Consider the following 15,386-nt stretch of genomic DNA (forward strand, 5'->3'; position numbering starts at 1 on the left):
TCCGTACCAGTTTGCTTCAGACCAGACGGAAGACGCCGATGGCGTAGACCACGGAAAGAGCAAGAGCCCACCACAGGCTGGGGCCTCCCAGGCCCAGCCAGGCGATGTGGATGAAAGCGGAGCCCAGCAGTGAAATGAACAGCCGGTCGCCGCGTGTGGTTTCGAAATGCAGGATGCCGACGCGCGGATTGCCGCCGGGCGAAACATATTCCCAGACCGCCATGCCGATCAGCAGCACGAAGATCGTCGCGAAGAACAAGGCTGTCGGCAGCGTCCATGCCATCCAGGAAAAATCGGTGTTCATGACGGTTTCCCTTCAGACGCGGCCGAGCGCGAAGCCCTTGGCGATGTAGTTGCGGACGAAATAGATGACGAGCGCGCCGGGGACCAAGGTGAGCACGCCGGCGGCGGCAAGCAGGCCCCAGTCCATCCCGGCGGCCGAGACGGTTCGCGTCATGATGGCAGCGATCGGCTTGGCGTCAGTCACCGTCAGGGTGCGGGCGATCAACAGCTCCACCCAGGAGAACATGAAGCAGAAAAAGGCGGCGACGCCGATACCGCTTGCGATCAGCGGAATGAAGATCTTGATGAAGAAGCGCGGGAATGAATAGCCGTCAATATAGGCCGTTTCGTCGATCTCCTTCGGCACGCCGGACATGAAGCCTTCGAGGATCCAGACCGCCAGTGGCACGTTGAACAGGCAATGCGCCAGCGCCACGGCGATATGGGTGTCGATCAGGCCGAAGGCGGAATAGAGCTGGAAGAAGGGGAGCGCAAAGACAGCCGGCGGCGCCATGCGGTTGGTCAACAGCCAGAAGAACACATGCTTGTCGCCGAGGAAGCGGTAGCGCGAGAAGGCATAGGCGGCCGGAAGGGCGCAGGCGACCGAGATCACCATGTTCATGACGACATAGGTGATCGAGTTGATATAGCCCTTGTACCAGGACGGATCGGTGAAGATGATCGTGTAATTACGCAGCGTCGGCTGGTGCGGATAGAGTGTCAATCCGCCGATAATCTCTTCGTTCGTCTTGAAGCTCATGTTGATGAGCCAATAGATCGGCAGTAACAGGAAGATGATGTAGATCGCTGGTACGAGCCAGGACCAACGCCCCTTTTCGCTTCGCCGGTGAGCAACCTGGGTACCGGTTGTATTCGCGGCTGAAGTGCTAGGCGCCGTCATCGTCTGCATCGCGGCATCTCCGGCCGTGGTGGACATCGATTTGCCGCTCATCGGCTTGCCCCCGCATCGTAATTGGTCATGACGGTGTAGAAGACCCAGGACAGAAGCAGCACGATCAGGAAGTAGACGAGCGACATGGCGGCCGCCGGACCGAGGTCGAACTGGCCGAGCGCCATCTTCACGAGGTCGATCGACAGGAAGGTGGTCGAATTGCCGGGGCCGCCGCCGGTGACAACGAAGGGTTCGGTATAGATCATGAAACTGTCCATGAAGCGCAGCAGCACGGCGATCAAAAGCACTCGGTTCATCTTCGGCAACTGGATGTAGCGGAAGACGGACCAGCGGGAGGCGCCGTCGATCTTGGCGGCCTGGTAGAAGGCGTCGGGAATAGAGGCGAGGCCGGCATAGCAAAGCAGCACGACAAGGCTGGTCCAGTGCCAGACATCCATCAGGATGATCGTCGCCCAGGCGTCGACCGGATCGGAGACGTAGTTGTAGTCGATGCCCATATTGACAAGGACATAACCCATCAGTCCGATGTCGCTGCGGCCAAACACCTGCCAGATCGTTCCGACGACGTTCCACGGGATCAGCAGCGGCAGCGCCATCAGCACCAGGCAGATCGGCACGCCGACGCCTTTCTTCGGCATGTTGAGGGCGATGAAGATGCCGAGCGGCACCTCGATTGCCAGAATGACGAAGGAGAAGATCAGGTTGCGGAACATCGCATCCCAGAAGCGTCCGGACTGCAGGATCTGCTCGAACCACTGTGTCCCCGCCCAGAAGAAGACGTTGTTGCCGAAAGTATCCTGCACGGAATAGTTGACCACAGTCATCAGCGGGATAACGGCGGAAAAGCCGACAAGCAGCAGCACGGGGATGAGCATGAACCAGGCTTTGTTGTTCCAGGTCTTGTCCATGATCAGGCTCCCATCTCGACGCGCCAGGAGTTGGCATAGATGTTGATGCCGGCGGGATCGAAGGCGATATGCGGCTCGGCCGGCACCACCTGATCCTCGCCGATGACGGCGACGATGTCCTGTCCGTCGAGCTTGGCGCGGACCACCTTGCGCCGGCCGAGGTCTTCAACCTTGGTGACGGTGGCGGGAATGCCCTCGCGGCCGATGCGGACAAATTCGGGACGGATACCGAGCTCGGAATGCCCCTCGCGCTTCTCCACGGGGGCACCGGGCAGCGTGATCGTGCGGTTGCCGAGCCGGGCGTTTCGGCCGTCGATTTCAACCGGCATGACGTTCATGCCGGGCGAACCGATGAAGTAGCCGACGAATGTATGGCGCGGGCGCTCGAACAGGTCGTTCGGCGTGCCGATCTGCACCACCTCGCCATTGTACATGACAACCACCTTGTCGGCGAAGGTCAGCGCCTCTGTCTGGTCGTGGGTGACGTAGACCATGGTGAAGCCGAAGCGGCGATGGAGCTGTTTCAGCTGCGAGCGCAGCACCCATTTCATATGCGGGTCGATAACCGTCAGCGGCTCGTCGAACAGGATGGCGTTGACGTCGGAGCGCACGAGGCCGCGACCGAGAGAGATCTTCTGCTTGGCATCGGCCGTCAGGCCACGGGCCTTGCGGTGAGCGCTGTCGGAAAGGCCGATCATTTCGATGATCTCATCGACCTTGCGCTTTACCTCGGCCTCGGGAACATGCCGGTTGCGCAGCGGGAAGGCGAGATTGTCGTAGACGGTCATCGTGTCGTAGACGACCGGAAACTGGAAGACCTGGGCGATATTGCGCTCCTGGGTCGACAGCCGCGTGACGTCCTTGCCATCGAACAGGATGCGACCCTCGGAGGCCTGCACCAGACCGGAAACGATGTTGAGGAGTGTGGTCTTGCCGCAGCCGGAAGGGCCAAGGAGCGCATAGGCGCTGCCGTCTTCCCAGCTGTGGTTGACTTCCTTCAACGCGTAATCCGCATCCGATCTGGGATGGTCGTTGTAGGCGTGCCTGATATGGTCGAGGTCGATGCGTGCCATTGACGATGTCTCTCCTCAGGCGGCGTGTTGCAGGTCGGGAGCGACGGCGGCGCCATCGGTGTCGAAGACCATGATATGGCGCGGGTCGATATAGACATTGATTGCATCGTCGACATCGAGGTGCTGGACGCCCTGGGTGAGCATGACCCAGCGGCGGCCGGAAAAATCGAGATGGATGAAGCTTTCCGAGCCGGTGATCTCGGTGACGGTGACTTTAGCCGGTGCTGCAACTGCCTCCGGCGTCTGCGGCGCGAGTGCAAGATGATGCGGCTGGAAGGCGATGGTGTAGCGGCCATCCGGCTGATCTTCGAGACCTTGCGGCACGGGCAGACGGATGTTGCCGTCGAGTACGAACTCTTTGCCGCGCTTGTCTGGCATGATGGTGTTCAGCGGTGGATCAGCGAAGGTTGTCGCGGTGATCAGATCCTTCGGATTGCGGAAGACCTCGATCGTCGATCCGAATTGGGTGATGTGGCCCTTCGAGAGCGTCGCGGTATTACCGCCAAGCAGCAGCGCCTCGGATGGCTCGGTGGTGGCATAAACGAAGATGGCGCCGGATTCGGCGAAGATCTTCGGCAGTTCGGCCCGCAACTCCTCGCGCAGCTTATAGTCGAGATTGGCAAGCGGCTCATCGAGCAGCACAAGGCCCGCCTTCTTGACGATGGCGCGGGCAAGGGCGGTACGCTGCTGCTGGCCGCCGGAAAGGCTGAGCGGCAGGCGATCGAGGAAGGGGCCGAGCCGCAGGATATCGGCGGCCTTCTTCACTTCCCGGTCGATGGTTTCGGCATTTGCACCGCTCAGGCGCATCGGCGACGCGATGTTGTCGTAGACAGTCATGGCGGGATAGTTGATGAACTGCTGGTAGACCATGGCGACATTGCGGCGCTGTACCGGGACGCCGGTGACATCCGTGCCATCGACATGAATCGTGCCTGTGGTCGGCTTGTCTAGGCCAGCCATCAGCCGCATCAGCGACGTCTTTCCCGAAAGCGTCGGCCCAAGCAGCACATTCAGCGTGCCGCGCTGCAGCGTTAGGTTCGTCTCCGCAATATGCGTCTCGCCGCTAACCGACTTTGACACGCCTCTTAATTCAAGCACGATATGCTCCCCTCTGTGCATCGCGTAATAGCGATGCTGCGACGGATTGTCGGCCATAGGCCGCTTGCTGCCTATTGAGTAACGTCCGGAAGAGCATCTCCCGGCCGGATCGCTCCTATTTCACCAAGCAATTTCTGCTGACGAGACGGGCTTCGGCGTTGGTGCCGAATACCGCTTGCTTCCGATAAGTTCGGAGCGGGGGAGTAGCTCTGGGGAAGGGGATTGCTTCAAAATGGCTGTGAAATCGCGTGGACATAATCCACCGCGGAAACGGTTCGGCCCGTACAAGACCGACACCTGCTTCTCGTTTGAACGCATGCGATGGGCACGGCTGATTGAGCCGTTCCTCACATCGCTATCAAGGACGTCTATGCTGTCGAAATGACCTTTGGACAATGATTTCTCCCCCATTTCGATTTCCGCCCCTCACGCGAAAACCGAAACTGGAAAGACGATAAATGAAGCAAAAGGAATGTCAAACGAAAACTTAGTGCGTTTCAGTTTCGCTTCATAATTCCGATTTTGGCCTTGTTTTAAAACAAAATAGTGAAGGTCGGGACTGCTGCTGGTCGTCAAATCTTCGCGGCCGGTCGACGGACCGTGAGGATGGCTGCAGCAGGTTCGATTAGACGGAAGGATCGGCCCTGATACCGGCATAGCGCAGGCCGATAAACGCCATCAGGCTTGCGACGGCAAAGGCGTTGATGCTCAAGAATGTTGCGAGCTGATCGTTGTTCCAGGGAAAAACCGGGTCTTTGACCATCCACCACGAGGTGGCGAAACAGACGAAGACGAAGCAGGCGAGCCCACGCTGCCACCATTTCTCGGCTGCGTAAAAAGATACCATCACCAATGCCATGCAAGGGGCGAGGAACAGTAAGGTCGCAGACGCTTTTCCGAAGATGACCGTTTCGAAGACGGTATCCAGCGTGCCGATAAGCGGCAGGGCTAGCCGAGCGAAAAACGGGGATCGTCCGGCCGCCAACGGGATCGCAAGAAAGAAGGGAATGGAGACAAGCGTTAGCGCAGATATCCCGACGCCCTGGCCGATCAGCCACCACACATAAAGCGGGTAGAAGGGCTTGTTGGCGATGATGACCCAGGCAATCGTCACCGTGGCCTGGGTCAGCGGATCGAGCGCCTGTCGGTTCATCCCGCAGGCTTCAGAAGATAATGGCCGACGCCCCAGACATCGCCATTGTCATGGCCGAACAGACCGGCGGTCGCCAGGAAGAAAAGCCGCCAGCGCCGTTGCCAGAGTGCATTGTCCTTGCCATAGACCTCAGCGAAGATTGGCTGGATATTGCCGATCTCGCGATCGAAATTGGCAAGCCAGTCAAGCGCCGTGCGGCGGTAATGGATCCCAGACCAACGCCATTTGCGTTCGAGCGTAAACAGATCGCCGAACCGGCACGGCAGGTCGTGGGCCGGCATGATGCCGCCGGTGAAGAAATGATGGGCAATCCAGTCGGCGGGATCGTCATGATTGAAGCGATAGGAGCGGTATCTGTGGGTGAAGATATGCAGGAAAAGCCTGCCATCAGGTTTCAACCAGCCGCGAACCCGTTCCAGCAGGGTGCGCCAATTCGACATATGTTCGAACATTTCTACCGATACCACACGATCGTGGCGTTCATCGGTCGCGAAGTCATTCATGTCGGCGGTCACGACAGTGAGATTGGTTAGGCCACGCTTACGCGCAATGTTGACGATATATTCGCGTTGCGAGGCCGAGTTCGATACGGAGGTGATGCGAGAACGCGGAAATTGCTGCGCGAGGTAAAGCGATAGGGAGCCCCAGCCGCAGCCGAGTTCGAGAATGCTCATGCCATCCTTGATATCCGCGTGCCTGACCGTTTCGGCAAGGGCTAAGATTTCCGCTTCCGCCAGCGTCGTATCGGCGCTCGGATAGAGGCAGGACGAATATTTTCGTTGCGGTCCGAGGACCAATGCGAAGAATTCGGCGGGCACCTCGTAGTGTTGGCGATTTGCCTCCTCCGTATGAATCGCCACCGGAAAATTGCCCATCGTTTCGACAAAGGCCCGTTCCGCATCGTCCGGTATTGCCGCCAATCGCCGCTTTGTGCGTCCGCAGAGGAAATCGATGCCTGCAAGCGTTATGCCGTCAGTAAGCGGTGCGCGCTCGGCAGCGTTGATGGCAAAGGCCAGCATATTCATATTTGGTCTCCGTGATTGCGGGATTCTTGTTTGCGAGGTCCAGGAAAGAAGGCATTGGTGCGCCGTTGCAGCGCGCGGAATTGATCACCGCGTGAGCGCAGCATGTGCTCTTCGAGCGGCGGGATTCCGGAGACATGCACCAGCAGCCAGTACATCAGCGCGGGTGCAAGCAGCGACATGAAGCTCGCGACCGAGCTTGAAACCGCGAACAGCGACCAGGAACACCAGAAGAGCCATTCGAAGAAATAGTTGGGGTGGCGGGAATATCGCCACAGGCCTGTTTCGCAGATCGCGCTCTTTGCTTGCGGTGACTTACGGAACCGCGAGAGCTGTGCGTCCGAAATGGTCTCTCCGGCAAGGGCTGCGATGGCTACGAGGATTGCAACGAAGTCCAGCGCAGTGGGATAGGGTCTGCCGCTCACCGCCGCGAGATAGACGGAAAGTACGAGAATGAAAGCCGCCAGAGCCTGAACCTGCAGGAAAAGGAACAGCCGCCCTGCGGCACTATCGCCCCAGCCCTCGATGATTTTCGCGTAGCGAGGATCTTCTCCGCTGCCCATGGTGCGCGCTCCGATATGCCCGCCGAGGCGGAGTGCCCAGGCCGCAATAATGATCAGAACGGTCATGCGCCGCCCGAATGCGCCATGGGCGAAGAGGGCTGCAACAATGCCGCCGAGGCCGACAGATAGGGACCAGATGGTATCGATCCAGCCGCTGAGGCCGGTCATGCGCTGCACGAGCCAGGCCGCGGCCATGGCCAGCGACAGGCCTATCGCTAAAGCAGCAAGAAGAAACCAATCCATCCATTCACTCGCATTCAAGCGCATCATCGCGCTGCTAATGGATTTACGGTGATCGCACTCGACCGGTTTCGCGCCCGTGCAAAAAAATCTCGCGATGCGCGAAACCAGACTCCTTTCCCTTGCGTATCTGTCTTGTGAACCAGGAAACGGTCATTGGGAGAGCAGGGTTTTGATGGGTGATTACGATCGAAACGGAGGCGGACGGCGCCTGAAGATTGCCGTTATCGGCAGCGGCATTTCTGGGCTCTCTGCCGCCTGGCTCTTGTCGCAGCGGCACGACGTGACCGTCTTCGAGGCGGGTAATCGCATCGGTGGCCACAGCAATACGGTAGAGTTCGACGGTGTTGCCGGTCCGGTCGTCGTCGATACAGGCTTCATCGTCTATAACGAAGTCACCTATCCCAATCTGACGGCTCTTTTCCGCACGCTTGAGGTGCCCACGACGGCGTCCGACATGTCTTTTGCCGTCTCGCTCGATAATGGCGGCTATGAATATTCCGGCGGCACAGGCTTCGGTCTCCTGGCACAGAAGTCCAATCTCGTCAGCCCGCGCTTCTGGTCGATGATGCGCGATCTCGTGCGGTTTTATCGCAACGCGCCTCGTGACCTCGCGATGATGGGCGGTATTTCGCTCGATGATTACCTCTCCCGCAATGGCTACGGGCGTCCGTTCCGCGATGATCATCTCTATCCGATGGCAGCGGCCATCTGGTCGACGCCCGCCATGCAAGTCGGTGCCTATCCGGCAGCAAGCTTTGTGCGATTCTGCCGCAATCACGGGCTGCTGGAATTGTGGAACCGGCCGGTCTGGCGCACGGTCAAGGGTGGCAGCCGCGAATATGTGGCGCGCATGACCCGTCATTTCGCTGATCGCATCCTGTTATCGACGCCGGTGACGGCCGTGCGCCGCAACCCGGCGGGCGTCGAACTCGACGATGCCCTTGGCCGCCGGCATGTGTTCGATGACGTCGTCATCGCCACGCATGCCGATCAGGCTCTCCGCATGCTCGCGGATGCGAGCGCCGAGGAGAAGCGTATTCTCGGCGCGTTCCGCTATTCTCGCAACGAAGCCGTGCTGCATGGCGATATCAGCCTGATGCCGAAACGGCGGGCTGCCTGGTCGAGCTGGAACTATGTCGCCGATACGAATGGCGAACCGAGCCAGCCTGCAATCACCTACTGGATGAACAGGCTGCAGCCGCTGGGAGCCGCGGCGCCGACCTTCGTGACGCTCAATCCCCGCCGTGAGCCGCGGGAAGAAACGGTGATCTGCCGTGAAGTTTACGAACATCCGGTCTTCGATCTCGGCACCGACCGCGCCCAGAAAGAAATCTGGTCGCTCCAGGGTGTGCGAAACACCTGGTTCTGCGGCGCTCATTTCGGTTCCGGCTTCCACGAGGACGGCATCCAGGCGGGGTTGGCCGTTGCGGAAGATCTCGGCGGTCTGCGCCGGCCGTGGCAAGTAGCGCAGGAAAGCGCCCGCATTGTCCGCAAGCCACTTGTGAGGCCAATCGAGCTGCCAGTCGAAGTGGAGGCGACCGCATGAGGGTGGACCTTCACTCGGCATTGTTTCCCGGCCATGTCACACATGCGCGGCTGAAGCCGAAACAGCATAAGCTCTCCTATCGCATCTATTCGCTGCTGATCGATCTGGACGAACTCGACGAGATCGATCGGCGCCTGCGGCTGCTGTCGATCGACCGCTTCAATCTTTTCTCGTTCTACCGCAAGGATCGGGGCGATCGCTCCGGCTCCGACCTCAGGGTGCAGGTGGAGCAACGCATGCGTGAAGCCGGCATCGAGCCGGATGGCGGGGCGATCCGGCTGCTTACCATGCCGCGGCTGCTCGGCTGGGCCTTCAATCCGCTCAGCGTCTTCTTCTGCTATGCCAGGGATGAATCGCTGAAAGCGATCCTGTGGGAAGTCGACAACACGTTCGGCGAACGCCATGGCTACATGATCCCTGTCGAGTCGGGCGCAGGGCCCGAGATTGTCCAGCATTGCGACAAGGCCTTCTATGTCTCACCCTTCATGGACATGGATCTGCGCTACAAATTCCGCGTGTCACCGCCGGACGAGCTGCTTTCGATCCGGATCGAGACGTTCGATCGCGACGGGATTGTGATGACCGCCCGGCATGTGGCACGCCGCACCGCGCTCACGGACAAAGCCCTTCTCAAGGCATTTTTCTCGATCCCCTTTTTGACGCTCAGGGTCGTTGGCGGCATCCATTGGGAAGCGCTGAAGATCTGGCTGAAGGGCATCCGCCTGCGCGTGCATCCAACTCCACCACAAGAGCCTGTTTCATTCGTCCGCCCATCATACGCAGACGGGAAGGCATCCCATCGAAAGGTCGATGTTCATGAGCCCGTTTGACGATTATTCCCGCATGTCGCTCGATGCCTCCAAGGATACCGATGGGCTTGGCTTTGCTGGTCGTCTTCTGCTGCGGTTGTTGCGAAATATTCGCCATGGGCGTCTCAGGATAGAGCTGCCGTCCGGTGCCCTGATCGAGAAAATTGGTAGTGAGCCAGGGCCAGAGGCAATGATCGTCATCCGCCGATGGCGCATGCTGCGCCGCGTTATCGTCGCAGGGGATATCGGTTTCGCTGAAGCCTATCTCGACGAGGATTGGACGACGCCGGATCTGACTGCCGTCATCCGGTTTGCTGCCAGAAACACGGATGCGCTCGCGCCGACGGTTACCGGCAGCCCCCTCATGCGGTTCATCAATCGCGCGAAACATTTGTTGAATGCGAATACCAAGCATGGCAGTCGACGCAATATCGAGGCGCATTACGATCTCGGCAATGATTTCTACAAGGAATGGCTCGACCCTTCGATGCTCTACTCCTCCGGGATCTTTGACCGATCGGCTCAAACGCTTGAGGCGTCACAGCAGAACAAACTTGAGCGTATCCTGGAAAGGCTTGATCTTGATGGCAGCGAAAACGTGCTGGAGATCGGCTGTGGTTGGGGCGCACTTGCCATATTCCTGGCGGACCGGGCAAAAGCGAGGGTGACGGGTGTCACATTGTCACCCTCGCAGCTCGCCTGGGCGAAGGATGCGGTCGATAAGGCCGGACAGTCTCATCAAGTCGATCTGCGTCTGCAGGACTATCGCGACCTTACCGGCCAGTTCGACCGGATCGTCTCGATCGAGATGTTCGAGGCGGTCGGCGAAGCCTATTGGCCGAACTATTTCGCAACGCTGAAACGCTGCCTCAAGCCGGGCGGCCGTGTCGTGCTGCAGATCATCTCCATCGAAGAGGGGCGGTTCGACAGCTATCGCCGCGACACCGATTTCATCCAGAAATACATTTTTCCGGGCGGTTTCCTACCATCCGATTCCGCGCTCGAAGCTGCAGTCTCCAAGGCGGGCTTCGTGCTCAGGGACAAGGAACTCTTTGGCAAGTCCTATGCCAGAACGCTTGCTGAATGGCGTGCCCGTTTTCATGCCCGCTGGCCGGCGATCGCCGCGCTCGGTTTCGACGAGCGGTTCCGGCGGCTCTGGCACTACTACCTCTGCTATTGCGAAGCCGGATTCGAGGAAGGAAGCATAGATGTCGGGCTCTACACGATCGAGCATGCCTGAGGGCGGGAAGCATAAGGAAGCCTGCGCATGAGATCGACAATCGGAGCTTCGGCATTCCTCGTCATTGCCTTCGCGACAAGCGCGCATGCCGCTGCCATAGATGGACAATGGGCGCGCGGAGACGGCAACGCCAAGGTTAGGGTTGCGCCCTGCGGCAAGAACATCTGCGCCGTAAACACCTGGATAAAGCCGGGAACACCGACGGAGAAGGCCGGCGACAAGCTGGTCATGACAATAAAGCCGGGCGCGGATGGTGTTTATTCCGGCAGCGCCTTCGATCCGCAACGGGATTTGACCTACAGGATCACGGTGACGGTGAGCGGGGATCGGATGACGACGAGGGGCTGCGTCATCGCAGGCCTGATATGCAAGGGTGTCGACTGGACACGTATCCACTGACTGACTGATAGCCGCGAAGGAACCTCCGGTGAAAACCTATATCGTCGCCTACCTCTCCACATTGATCGTGTTCGTCGCGATCGATTTTATCTGGTTGAGCGTCATGGCGGACCGGCTCTATCGCCCAATGCTCGGAGACCTGTTGGCGCCGAATTTCCAACTGGCACCGGCCATTGCCTTCTATCTGATTTATGCGGCCGCCTTGACCTTCCTGGCGGTACGGCCCGGATTGACATTCGGCTCGCTCGGTACGGCCGTGCTCTATGGGGCCGTTTTCGGCTTCGCCGCCTATGCGACCTATGACCTGACCAATCAGTCGACCCTCAGGAACTGGTCGACGACGCTGACCATAGCCGATCTGCTATGGGGCACGTTTCTATCGGCCGTTGCCGCAGGGAGCGGTCAGTGGCTCACGGAGCGCCTGGTTGGGTCTGCAGGCGCATAAGGTGATTTGAGAGACAGGTCTCCGACGGGCCTGGTCTCCGGTGCAGGATGCGAAACGCAACCCTTCACACGACCACGATTCCCTTGTGCTTGGCTTTGTGTTCGGGCTCTACATGGATTGTTACAATGGCTCCGGAAATCGCTTCGCGCAGGGCGTCCTCAATCCGGTCGCAGATATCGTGAGATTGTCCGACAGTCATTGTCGCCGAGACGACAAGATGAAAGTCGATAAAGGTGGCCTTGCCGGCGTGGCGCGTCCGCAAGGCATGGGCTTCGATCGCATCATCGGCGTTGAGGGAGATGATCTCCCGGATATGCGCGAGCTCTTCGGGCGGAGCAGCTTCATCCAGTAGACCGCTTGCGCTTTCCTTCAGGACGCCCCAGCCGCTCCAGAGAACATGGACTGCAACAAGTGCCGCGATGGCCGCGTCGAGTTGCGTGATCCCGGTCCAGACGACGAGAGCGACGCCGACCACGACACCGAGGGAGGTGATTACATCGGCCATCAGGTGCTTGCCATCAGCGACGAGGGATGCCGAGCGTTGAATACGCCCCTGCCTCATCAACAGGTTGGCCCATACCACATTTATCACGGTCGCAAATGAGCTGACGGCAAGGCCGGTCCAAGCCGCATCGATCGGCTTGGGAGCAAGAAAGCCGTTATAGGCTTCATGCATGATGGCAACGGCAGCCGCGATGATCAGGGCGCCCACGAGCACCGCGGAAAGATATTCCGCCTTGTGGTGCCCGTAAGGATGCTCTTCGTCCGGCGGTTGGGAGGCGATCTTCACCGAGACGATAACTGCCACTGCGGACACGACATTGATGATGCTTTCCAGCGCATCCGATAAGAGCGCGACACTTCCGGTTACCCAATAGGCCGCATACTTGATTGCCAGGACGAGGAGGCTGACGCCGAAACTTCCGAGGGCAATTTTCAGAGATCGTTCCATATCGGTCCCATTATCAGGAAAGGCCGCTGCAAGCCTATCGTCAAAACCATAGTCTGCTGTCGATCGCCGTCAGGCGAGCAGATGTTCATACAGGATGGAGCTGCCAAGCCCGATCAGCGCCGCGCCGGCTATACCCTCGGCAATCCTGCCGAAACGCTCGCCGATCAACCGTCCGACGAACATGCCACCCGACGACATCAGAAATGTTGCAGCGCCAATGGCGGCAGCGATGACGATGATGTTGACCTGGAGGAATGCAAGCGAGACGCCGACGGCCATCGCGTCGAGGCTGGTGCCGATGGCGGTTGCCATCAATACCGCAAAGGACATGGCCGGGCGCGTGTCGTCATCCGCCTTGTTTCGGATCGCTGCGTAAAGCATGTTTGCACCGACGGCAGCAAGCAATCCGAACGCGATCCAATGGTCGACAGCGCTGACATATCTTGCTGCCGCAACGCCGGCTGCCCAGCCGATGACAGGCGTGATCGCTTCCACGACACCAAAAACGATGCCGGTGCGAATGGTTTCCGAAAAGCGGGGCCGGCCCATGGCCGCACCTCGACCGACAGAAACGGCAAACGCGTCCATGGACATGCTGAACGCCAGTACGACAATTGCAAAGAATGACATCTCGAAAGCCTCGCGGACATGCAAACCGGGCGTCCTCCGCCTTGTCCGAGCCAGGCGAGCTTCGCCACGGTCTTGCCGAGCCGATCAATCGACTGAACGTGCCACGTGCAATGCGCACGAGTGTGTTGACACGCTCCCGCTGGGTTAGCGGTGGCTACTCCCCGATGCCCGCAGGACCTAGTTCATCGAGGGTTTCCTGTCAACCAAAAGTCGTGCCGACAGCATCGAAATTATCATTATTTTCCAAATATTTGCAGTGTGTTTTGCAGTTGCAAATGCATATGCAAATCAGTCGCAAAAACTCTCCCTTCAAATGCTCGAAAAGGCGGCGCTTTGCCTCATGCATCAGGGCCCTGTGGAATGATCGATCGATGACGGAGTTTGCTGCAGGCGGGGCGATACGGAGTCGCTTGCCATGGAAATTTGAGTGGCCCCGCCTTTGGTCTCGCGGCGCCATTGCGGTGTGTGGAAGCTCTCCGGACAACCTGAAGGGGATTGGTGATGGCGGCCGATTATCGCGACCGAATGCAAGGCCACCCTTCTCTGCCGGGCCGATCATTAAATTGGCTAGTGATCTGAGAGGCTTGATTGATGCGGTGCAAAAACGTGTTGCCAAACCGAAAATGGCGGGGAATTGTTTCGGCCATCAATCGCCTTGCCAAGGAGTTAAACGATGCGGATTTTGCAATGTGCTGCGGTCGCTCTTGGTCTCAGCCTCAGCTATGCTGCCCCCGGGGAGGCGCAGACCGTCGCCAACCTCGCCGTGCTCAAAGGGTTGGGCCCTTTGACGCTGCTGGGCAAAACGCAAAGCGGGAAGGCAGCCCTGTCTTCGAACTACGCCGTCACTGGCGGCATCCAGACGGGCGATATCCGTCAGTCGACCTTGCTCCCCTTTACAGAGCAGCAGCAGCAAGCGCTCAGGGACGCCTATATCACCGACGGCAATCTGGCGGAACTGGCTGACGGTCTCGGGACGACGCTTGGAAGCGCCTATGTCGCGCGGGCGCATTATCAGGATCGCGAGCATTTCACGAGCATATCGCAGGCTGTAGCCGACCTGATCGCCTATACCAATTCGACCACGGGCTCTGATTCCAATGCCGGGAAGTACTTCTTCGCCAACGGTACCACGGATGGCAAGACACCCGTTTCGGCGGAGGCAGCCGACATTCTGAAACAGATTGGCGGCACTACCGATATGTTCGGCTCGAATTACGGCCGCCGGCCGGCACGTCAGGTGCAGACGCTTTTGGCGACTCGCGCCCGTTCCAGACCGAACCGCAGGTCCTCCCCATTGTCGGCCGCGATTACTTCGGCGTGCCAGCGAATAATACGGTCTACAATCGCGGGCCGGTGATGAACCTGATCGACAGCCCGTCCTTCCCGAGCGGGCACACGACCTACGGCTTCATGGGGTCTATTCTGCTGGCGGTGCTCGTCCCCGAGCGCTATCCGCAAATGATCACGCGCGCGTCGGAATATGGCAACGACCGCATTCTGATGGGCGCGCATTATGCGATGGACGTCCTCGGTGGCCGCACCCTTGCGACCTACGATCTCGCGCACCTGCTCGCCAACGATCCCGCCTATGTCGGGCGGACCCTCAAGGGCGCGCCTGTGATCAAGGACTATCAGGCAGCCGTAACCGCCGCGCGAGCCGATCTGACTGAAACTTTGAAGACCATCTGCGGTGCGGACATCAAAACATGCGCCCAGGACGACATCGGCCGGCTCAGCAACCCGGCCATGAACCAGGCAGCCTATGATGCCACGCAGACCTACGGTCTGCCTGTCGTCTACCCGAAAAACTTCGGCGTGAAGGAAGACGTCAATACGCTGGCTCCGGAAGCTGGCCATCTCCTGACTGTGGCGTTTCCGTCGTTGACGCTCGAGGAAGCCAATCAGATTCTGACCGAGACCGAAGGCCCTGGCGGCGGTTTTCTGGATGATGGTTCTTCGTTCGGTGTCTATTCGCGCCTTAATCTCTATGCGGCATCGATGAGCGCAATCGACCTGTCGGAACGCAAGGCGGCTCAGAGCAAATAGAGAGCAAAAGCCAACATCCGCTGTGGTTACCGCGGCGGTTTGCTCGACATCATCTGCTCAGGCC

Annotated in this window: 17 protein-coding genes and 1 riboswitch; of the genes, 7 read left to right on the plus strand and 10 right to left on the minus strand. The window is 59.2% G+C overall.

The annotated features are described in order from the left end of the window. Positions 1–16 precede the first annotated feature (16 nt). From BSK43_RS14360 to BSK43_RS14395, 8 genes are all read right to left on the minus strand, one after another. Complete coding sequence (locus tag BSK43_RS14360) at positions 17–304, minus strand: DUF2160 domain-containing protein (protein ID WP_077470995.1); 288 nt, start codon at positions 302–304, stop codon at positions 17–19. Between the two features lie 12 nt (positions 305–316). Continuing rightward, positions 317–1,183 carry a carbohydrate ABC transporter permease gene (locus BSK43_RS14365; protein WP_246662612.1) on the minus strand — a complete coding sequence of 289 codons (867 nt, stop codon included), beginning with the start codon at positions 1,181–1,183 and terminating at the stop codon, positions 317–319. Between the two features lie 47 nt (positions 1,184–1,230). Next, the gene (locus BSK43_RS14370; RefSeq protein ID WP_077470993.1) at positions 1,231–2,103 is read right to left on the minus strand and encodes a sugar ABC transporter permease; all 873 of its coding nucleotides are present in this window, start codon (positions 2,101–2,103) and stop codon (positions 1,231–1,233) included. Positions 2,104–2,105: 2 nt separating this feature from the next. Beyond that, positions 2,106–3,176, minus strand: coding sequence for an ABC transporter ATP-binding protein (locus BSK43_RS14375; RefSeq protein WP_077470992.1), 1,071 nt, complete (start codon positions 3,174–3,176; stop codon positions 2,106–2,108). A gap of 15 nt (positions 3,177–3,191) precedes the next feature. Further along, on the minus strand, positions 3,192–4,274 hold the full coding sequence (locus BSK43_RS14380) for an ABC transporter ATP-binding protein (RefSeq protein WP_077471027.1): 1,083 nt from the start codon (positions 4,272–4,274) through the stop codon (positions 3,192–3,194). 625 nt (positions 4,275–4,899) lie between these two features. Next, entirely contained in the window at positions 4,900–5,427 is a 528-nt protein-coding gene (locus tag BSK43_RS14385; RefSeq protein WP_077470991.1) for a hypothetical protein, read from the minus strand. Beyond that, positions 5,424–6,452 (minus strand): cyclopropane-fatty-acyl-phospholipid synthase family protein, encoded by a 1,029-nt coding sequence (locus BSK43_RS14390; RefSeq protein ID WP_077470990.1) that lies wholly within the window; start codon positions 6,450–6,452, stop codon positions 5,424–5,426. The genes BSK43_RS14385 and BSK43_RS14390 overlap by 4 nt, the downstream gene beginning before the upstream one ends. Next, a complete protein-coding gene (locus BSK43_RS14395; protein ID WP_077471026.1) occupies positions 6,449–7,255 on the minus strand; it encodes a DUF1295 domain-containing protein in 807 nt (268 codons plus the stop codon). The genes BSK43_RS14390 and BSK43_RS14395 overlap by 4 nt, the downstream gene beginning before the upstream one ends. A 172-nt stretch (positions 7,256–7,427) precedes the next feature. Between BSK43_RS14395 and BSK43_RS14400 the strand changes: the two genes are divergently transcribed. The 5 genes from BSK43_RS14400 to BSK43_RS14420 are packed head-to-tail and all read left to right on the plus strand — an operon-like array spanning position 7,428 to position 11,694. Beyond that, positions 7,428–8,801, plus strand: coding sequence for an NAD(P)/FAD-dependent oxidoreductase (locus BSK43_RS14400; RefSeq protein WP_077470989.1), 1,374 nt, complete (start codon positions 7,428–7,430; stop codon positions 8,799–8,801). Beyond that, complete coding sequence (locus BSK43_RS14405) at positions 8,798–9,631, plus strand: DUF1365 domain-containing protein (RefSeq protein WP_077470988.1); 834 nt, start codon at positions 8,798–8,800, stop codon at positions 9,629–9,631. The genes BSK43_RS14400 and BSK43_RS14405 overlap by 4 nt, the downstream gene beginning before the upstream one ends. Next, positions 9,618–10,850 (plus strand): cyclopropane-fatty-acyl-phospholipid synthase family protein, encoded by a 1,233-nt coding sequence (locus BSK43_RS14410; protein WP_077471025.1) that lies wholly within the window; start codon positions 9,618–9,620, stop codon positions 10,848–10,850. The genes BSK43_RS14405 and BSK43_RS14410 overlap by 14 nt, the downstream gene beginning before the upstream one ends. 27 nt (positions 10,851–10,877) lie before the next feature. Next, positions 10,878–11,249, plus strand: a complete 372-nt coding sequence (locus tag BSK43_RS14415) for a DUF2147 domain-containing protein (RefSeq protein ID WP_136686929.1) — start codon at positions 10,878–10,880, stop codon at positions 11,247–11,249. 28 nt (positions 11,250–11,277) lie between these two features. After that, entirely contained in the window at positions 11,278–11,694 is a 417-nt protein-coding gene (locus BSK43_RS14420; protein ID WP_077470986.1) for a DUF2177 family protein, read from the plus strand. A 64-nt stretch (positions 11,695–11,758) separates the two neighbouring features. On the opposite strand, the gene BSK43_RS14425 is transcribed toward BSK43_RS14420, so the two are convergent. Together BSK43_RS14425 and BSK43_RS14430 are read right to left on the minus strand one after the other, a co-directional pair. Further along, entirely contained in the window at positions 11,759–12,646 is an 888-nt protein-coding gene (locus tag BSK43_RS14425) for a cation diffusion facilitator family transporter (RefSeq protein WP_077470985.1), read from the minus strand. Positions 12,647–12,715: 69 nt separating this feature from the next. Continuing rightward, complete coding sequence (locus BSK43_RS14430) at positions 12,716–13,276, minus strand: manganese efflux pump (protein ID WP_077471024.1); 561 nt, start codon at positions 13,274–13,276, stop codon at positions 12,716–12,718. A gap of 1 nt (position 13,277) precedes the next feature. After that, a riboswitch (yybP-ykoY riboswitch) is annotated at positions 13,278–13,451 on the minus strand. A gap of 498 nt (positions 13,452–13,949) precedes the next feature. On the opposite strand from BSK43_RS14430, the gene BSK43_RS35700 reads away from it, so the two are divergent. Together BSK43_RS35700 and BSK43_RS35705 are read left to right on the plus strand one after the other, a co-directional pair. Then, positions 13,950–14,633 carry a hypothetical protein gene (locus BSK43_RS35700; RefSeq protein WP_246662579.1) on the plus strand — a complete coding sequence of 228 codons (684 nt, stop codon included), beginning with the start codon at positions 13,950–13,952 and terminating at the stop codon, positions 14,631–14,633. Continuing rightward, positions 14,594–15,322: a phosphatase PAP2 family protein gene (locus BSK43_RS35705; RefSeq protein WP_246662580.1), complete on the plus strand. Its 729-nt coding sequence runs from the start codon at positions 14,594–14,596 to the stop codon at positions 15,320–15,322. Before BSK43_RS35700 ends, BSK43_RS35705 begins: the two co-directional genes overlap by 40 nt. The last annotated feature ends 64 nt before the right edge of the window (positions 15,323–15,386 follow it).

Source organism: Rhizobium sp. P44RR-XXIV (genome assembly GCF_001999485.2).
Classification (GTDB): domain Bacteria; phylum Pseudomonadota; class Alphaproteobacteria; order Rhizobiales; family Rhizobiaceae; genus Rhizobium.

Coding starts and splice junctions, on each gene's coding strand:
- BSK43_RS14385 (WP_077470991.1), bottom strand. CDS start 5,427: ATGAACCGACAGGCGCTCGATCCGCTGACCCAGGCCACGGTGACGATT.
- BSK43_RS14405 (WP_077470988.1), top strand. CDS start 8,798: ATGAGGGTGGACCTTCACTCGGCATTGTTTCCCGGCCATGTCACACAT.
- BSK43_RS14370 (WP_077470993.1), bottom strand. CDS start 2,103: ATGGACAAGACCTGGAACAACAAAGCCTGGTTCATGCTCATCCCCGTG.
- BSK43_RS14430 (WP_077471024.1), bottom strand. CDS start 13,276: ATGTCATTCTTTGCAATTGTCGTACTGGCGTTCAGCATGTCCATGGAC.
- BSK43_RS14395 (WP_077471026.1), bottom strand. CDS start 7,255: ATGGATTGGTTTCTTCTTGCTGCTTTAGCGATAGGCCTGTCGCTGGCC.
- BSK43_RS35700 (WP_246662579.1), top strand. CDS start 13,950: ATGCGGATTTTGCAATGTGCTGCGGTCGCTCTTGGTCTCAGCCTCAGC.
- BSK43_RS14390 (WP_077470990.1), bottom strand. CDS start 6,452: ATGAATATGCTGGCCTTTGCCATCAACGCTGCCGAGCGCGCACCGCTT.
- BSK43_RS14365 (WP_246662612.1), bottom strand. CDS start 1,183: ATGACGGCGCCTAGCACTTCAGCCGCGAATACAACCGGTACCCAGGTT.
- BSK43_RS14415 (WP_136686929.1), top strand. CDS start 10,878: ATGAGATCGACAATCGGAGCTTCGGCATTCCTCGTCATTGCCTTCGCG.
- BSK43_RS14360 (WP_077470995.1), bottom strand. CDS start 304: ATGAACACCGATTTTTCCTGGATGGCATGGACGCTGCCGACAGCCTTG.
- BSK43_RS14400 (WP_077470989.1), top strand. CDS start 7,428: ATGGGTGATTACGATCGAAACGGAGGCGGACGGCGCCTGAAGATTGCC.
- BSK43_RS14375 (WP_077470992.1), bottom strand. CDS start 3,176: ATGGCACGCATCGACCTCGACCATATCAGGCACGCCTACAACGACCAT.
- BSK43_RS14425 (WP_077470985.1), bottom strand. CDS start 12,646: ATGGAACGATCTCTGAAAATTGCCCTCGGAAGTTTCGGCGTCAGCCTC.
- BSK43_RS14410 (WP_077471025.1), top strand. CDS start 9,618: ATGAGCCCGTTTGACGATTATTCCCGCATGTCGCTCGATGCCTCCAAG.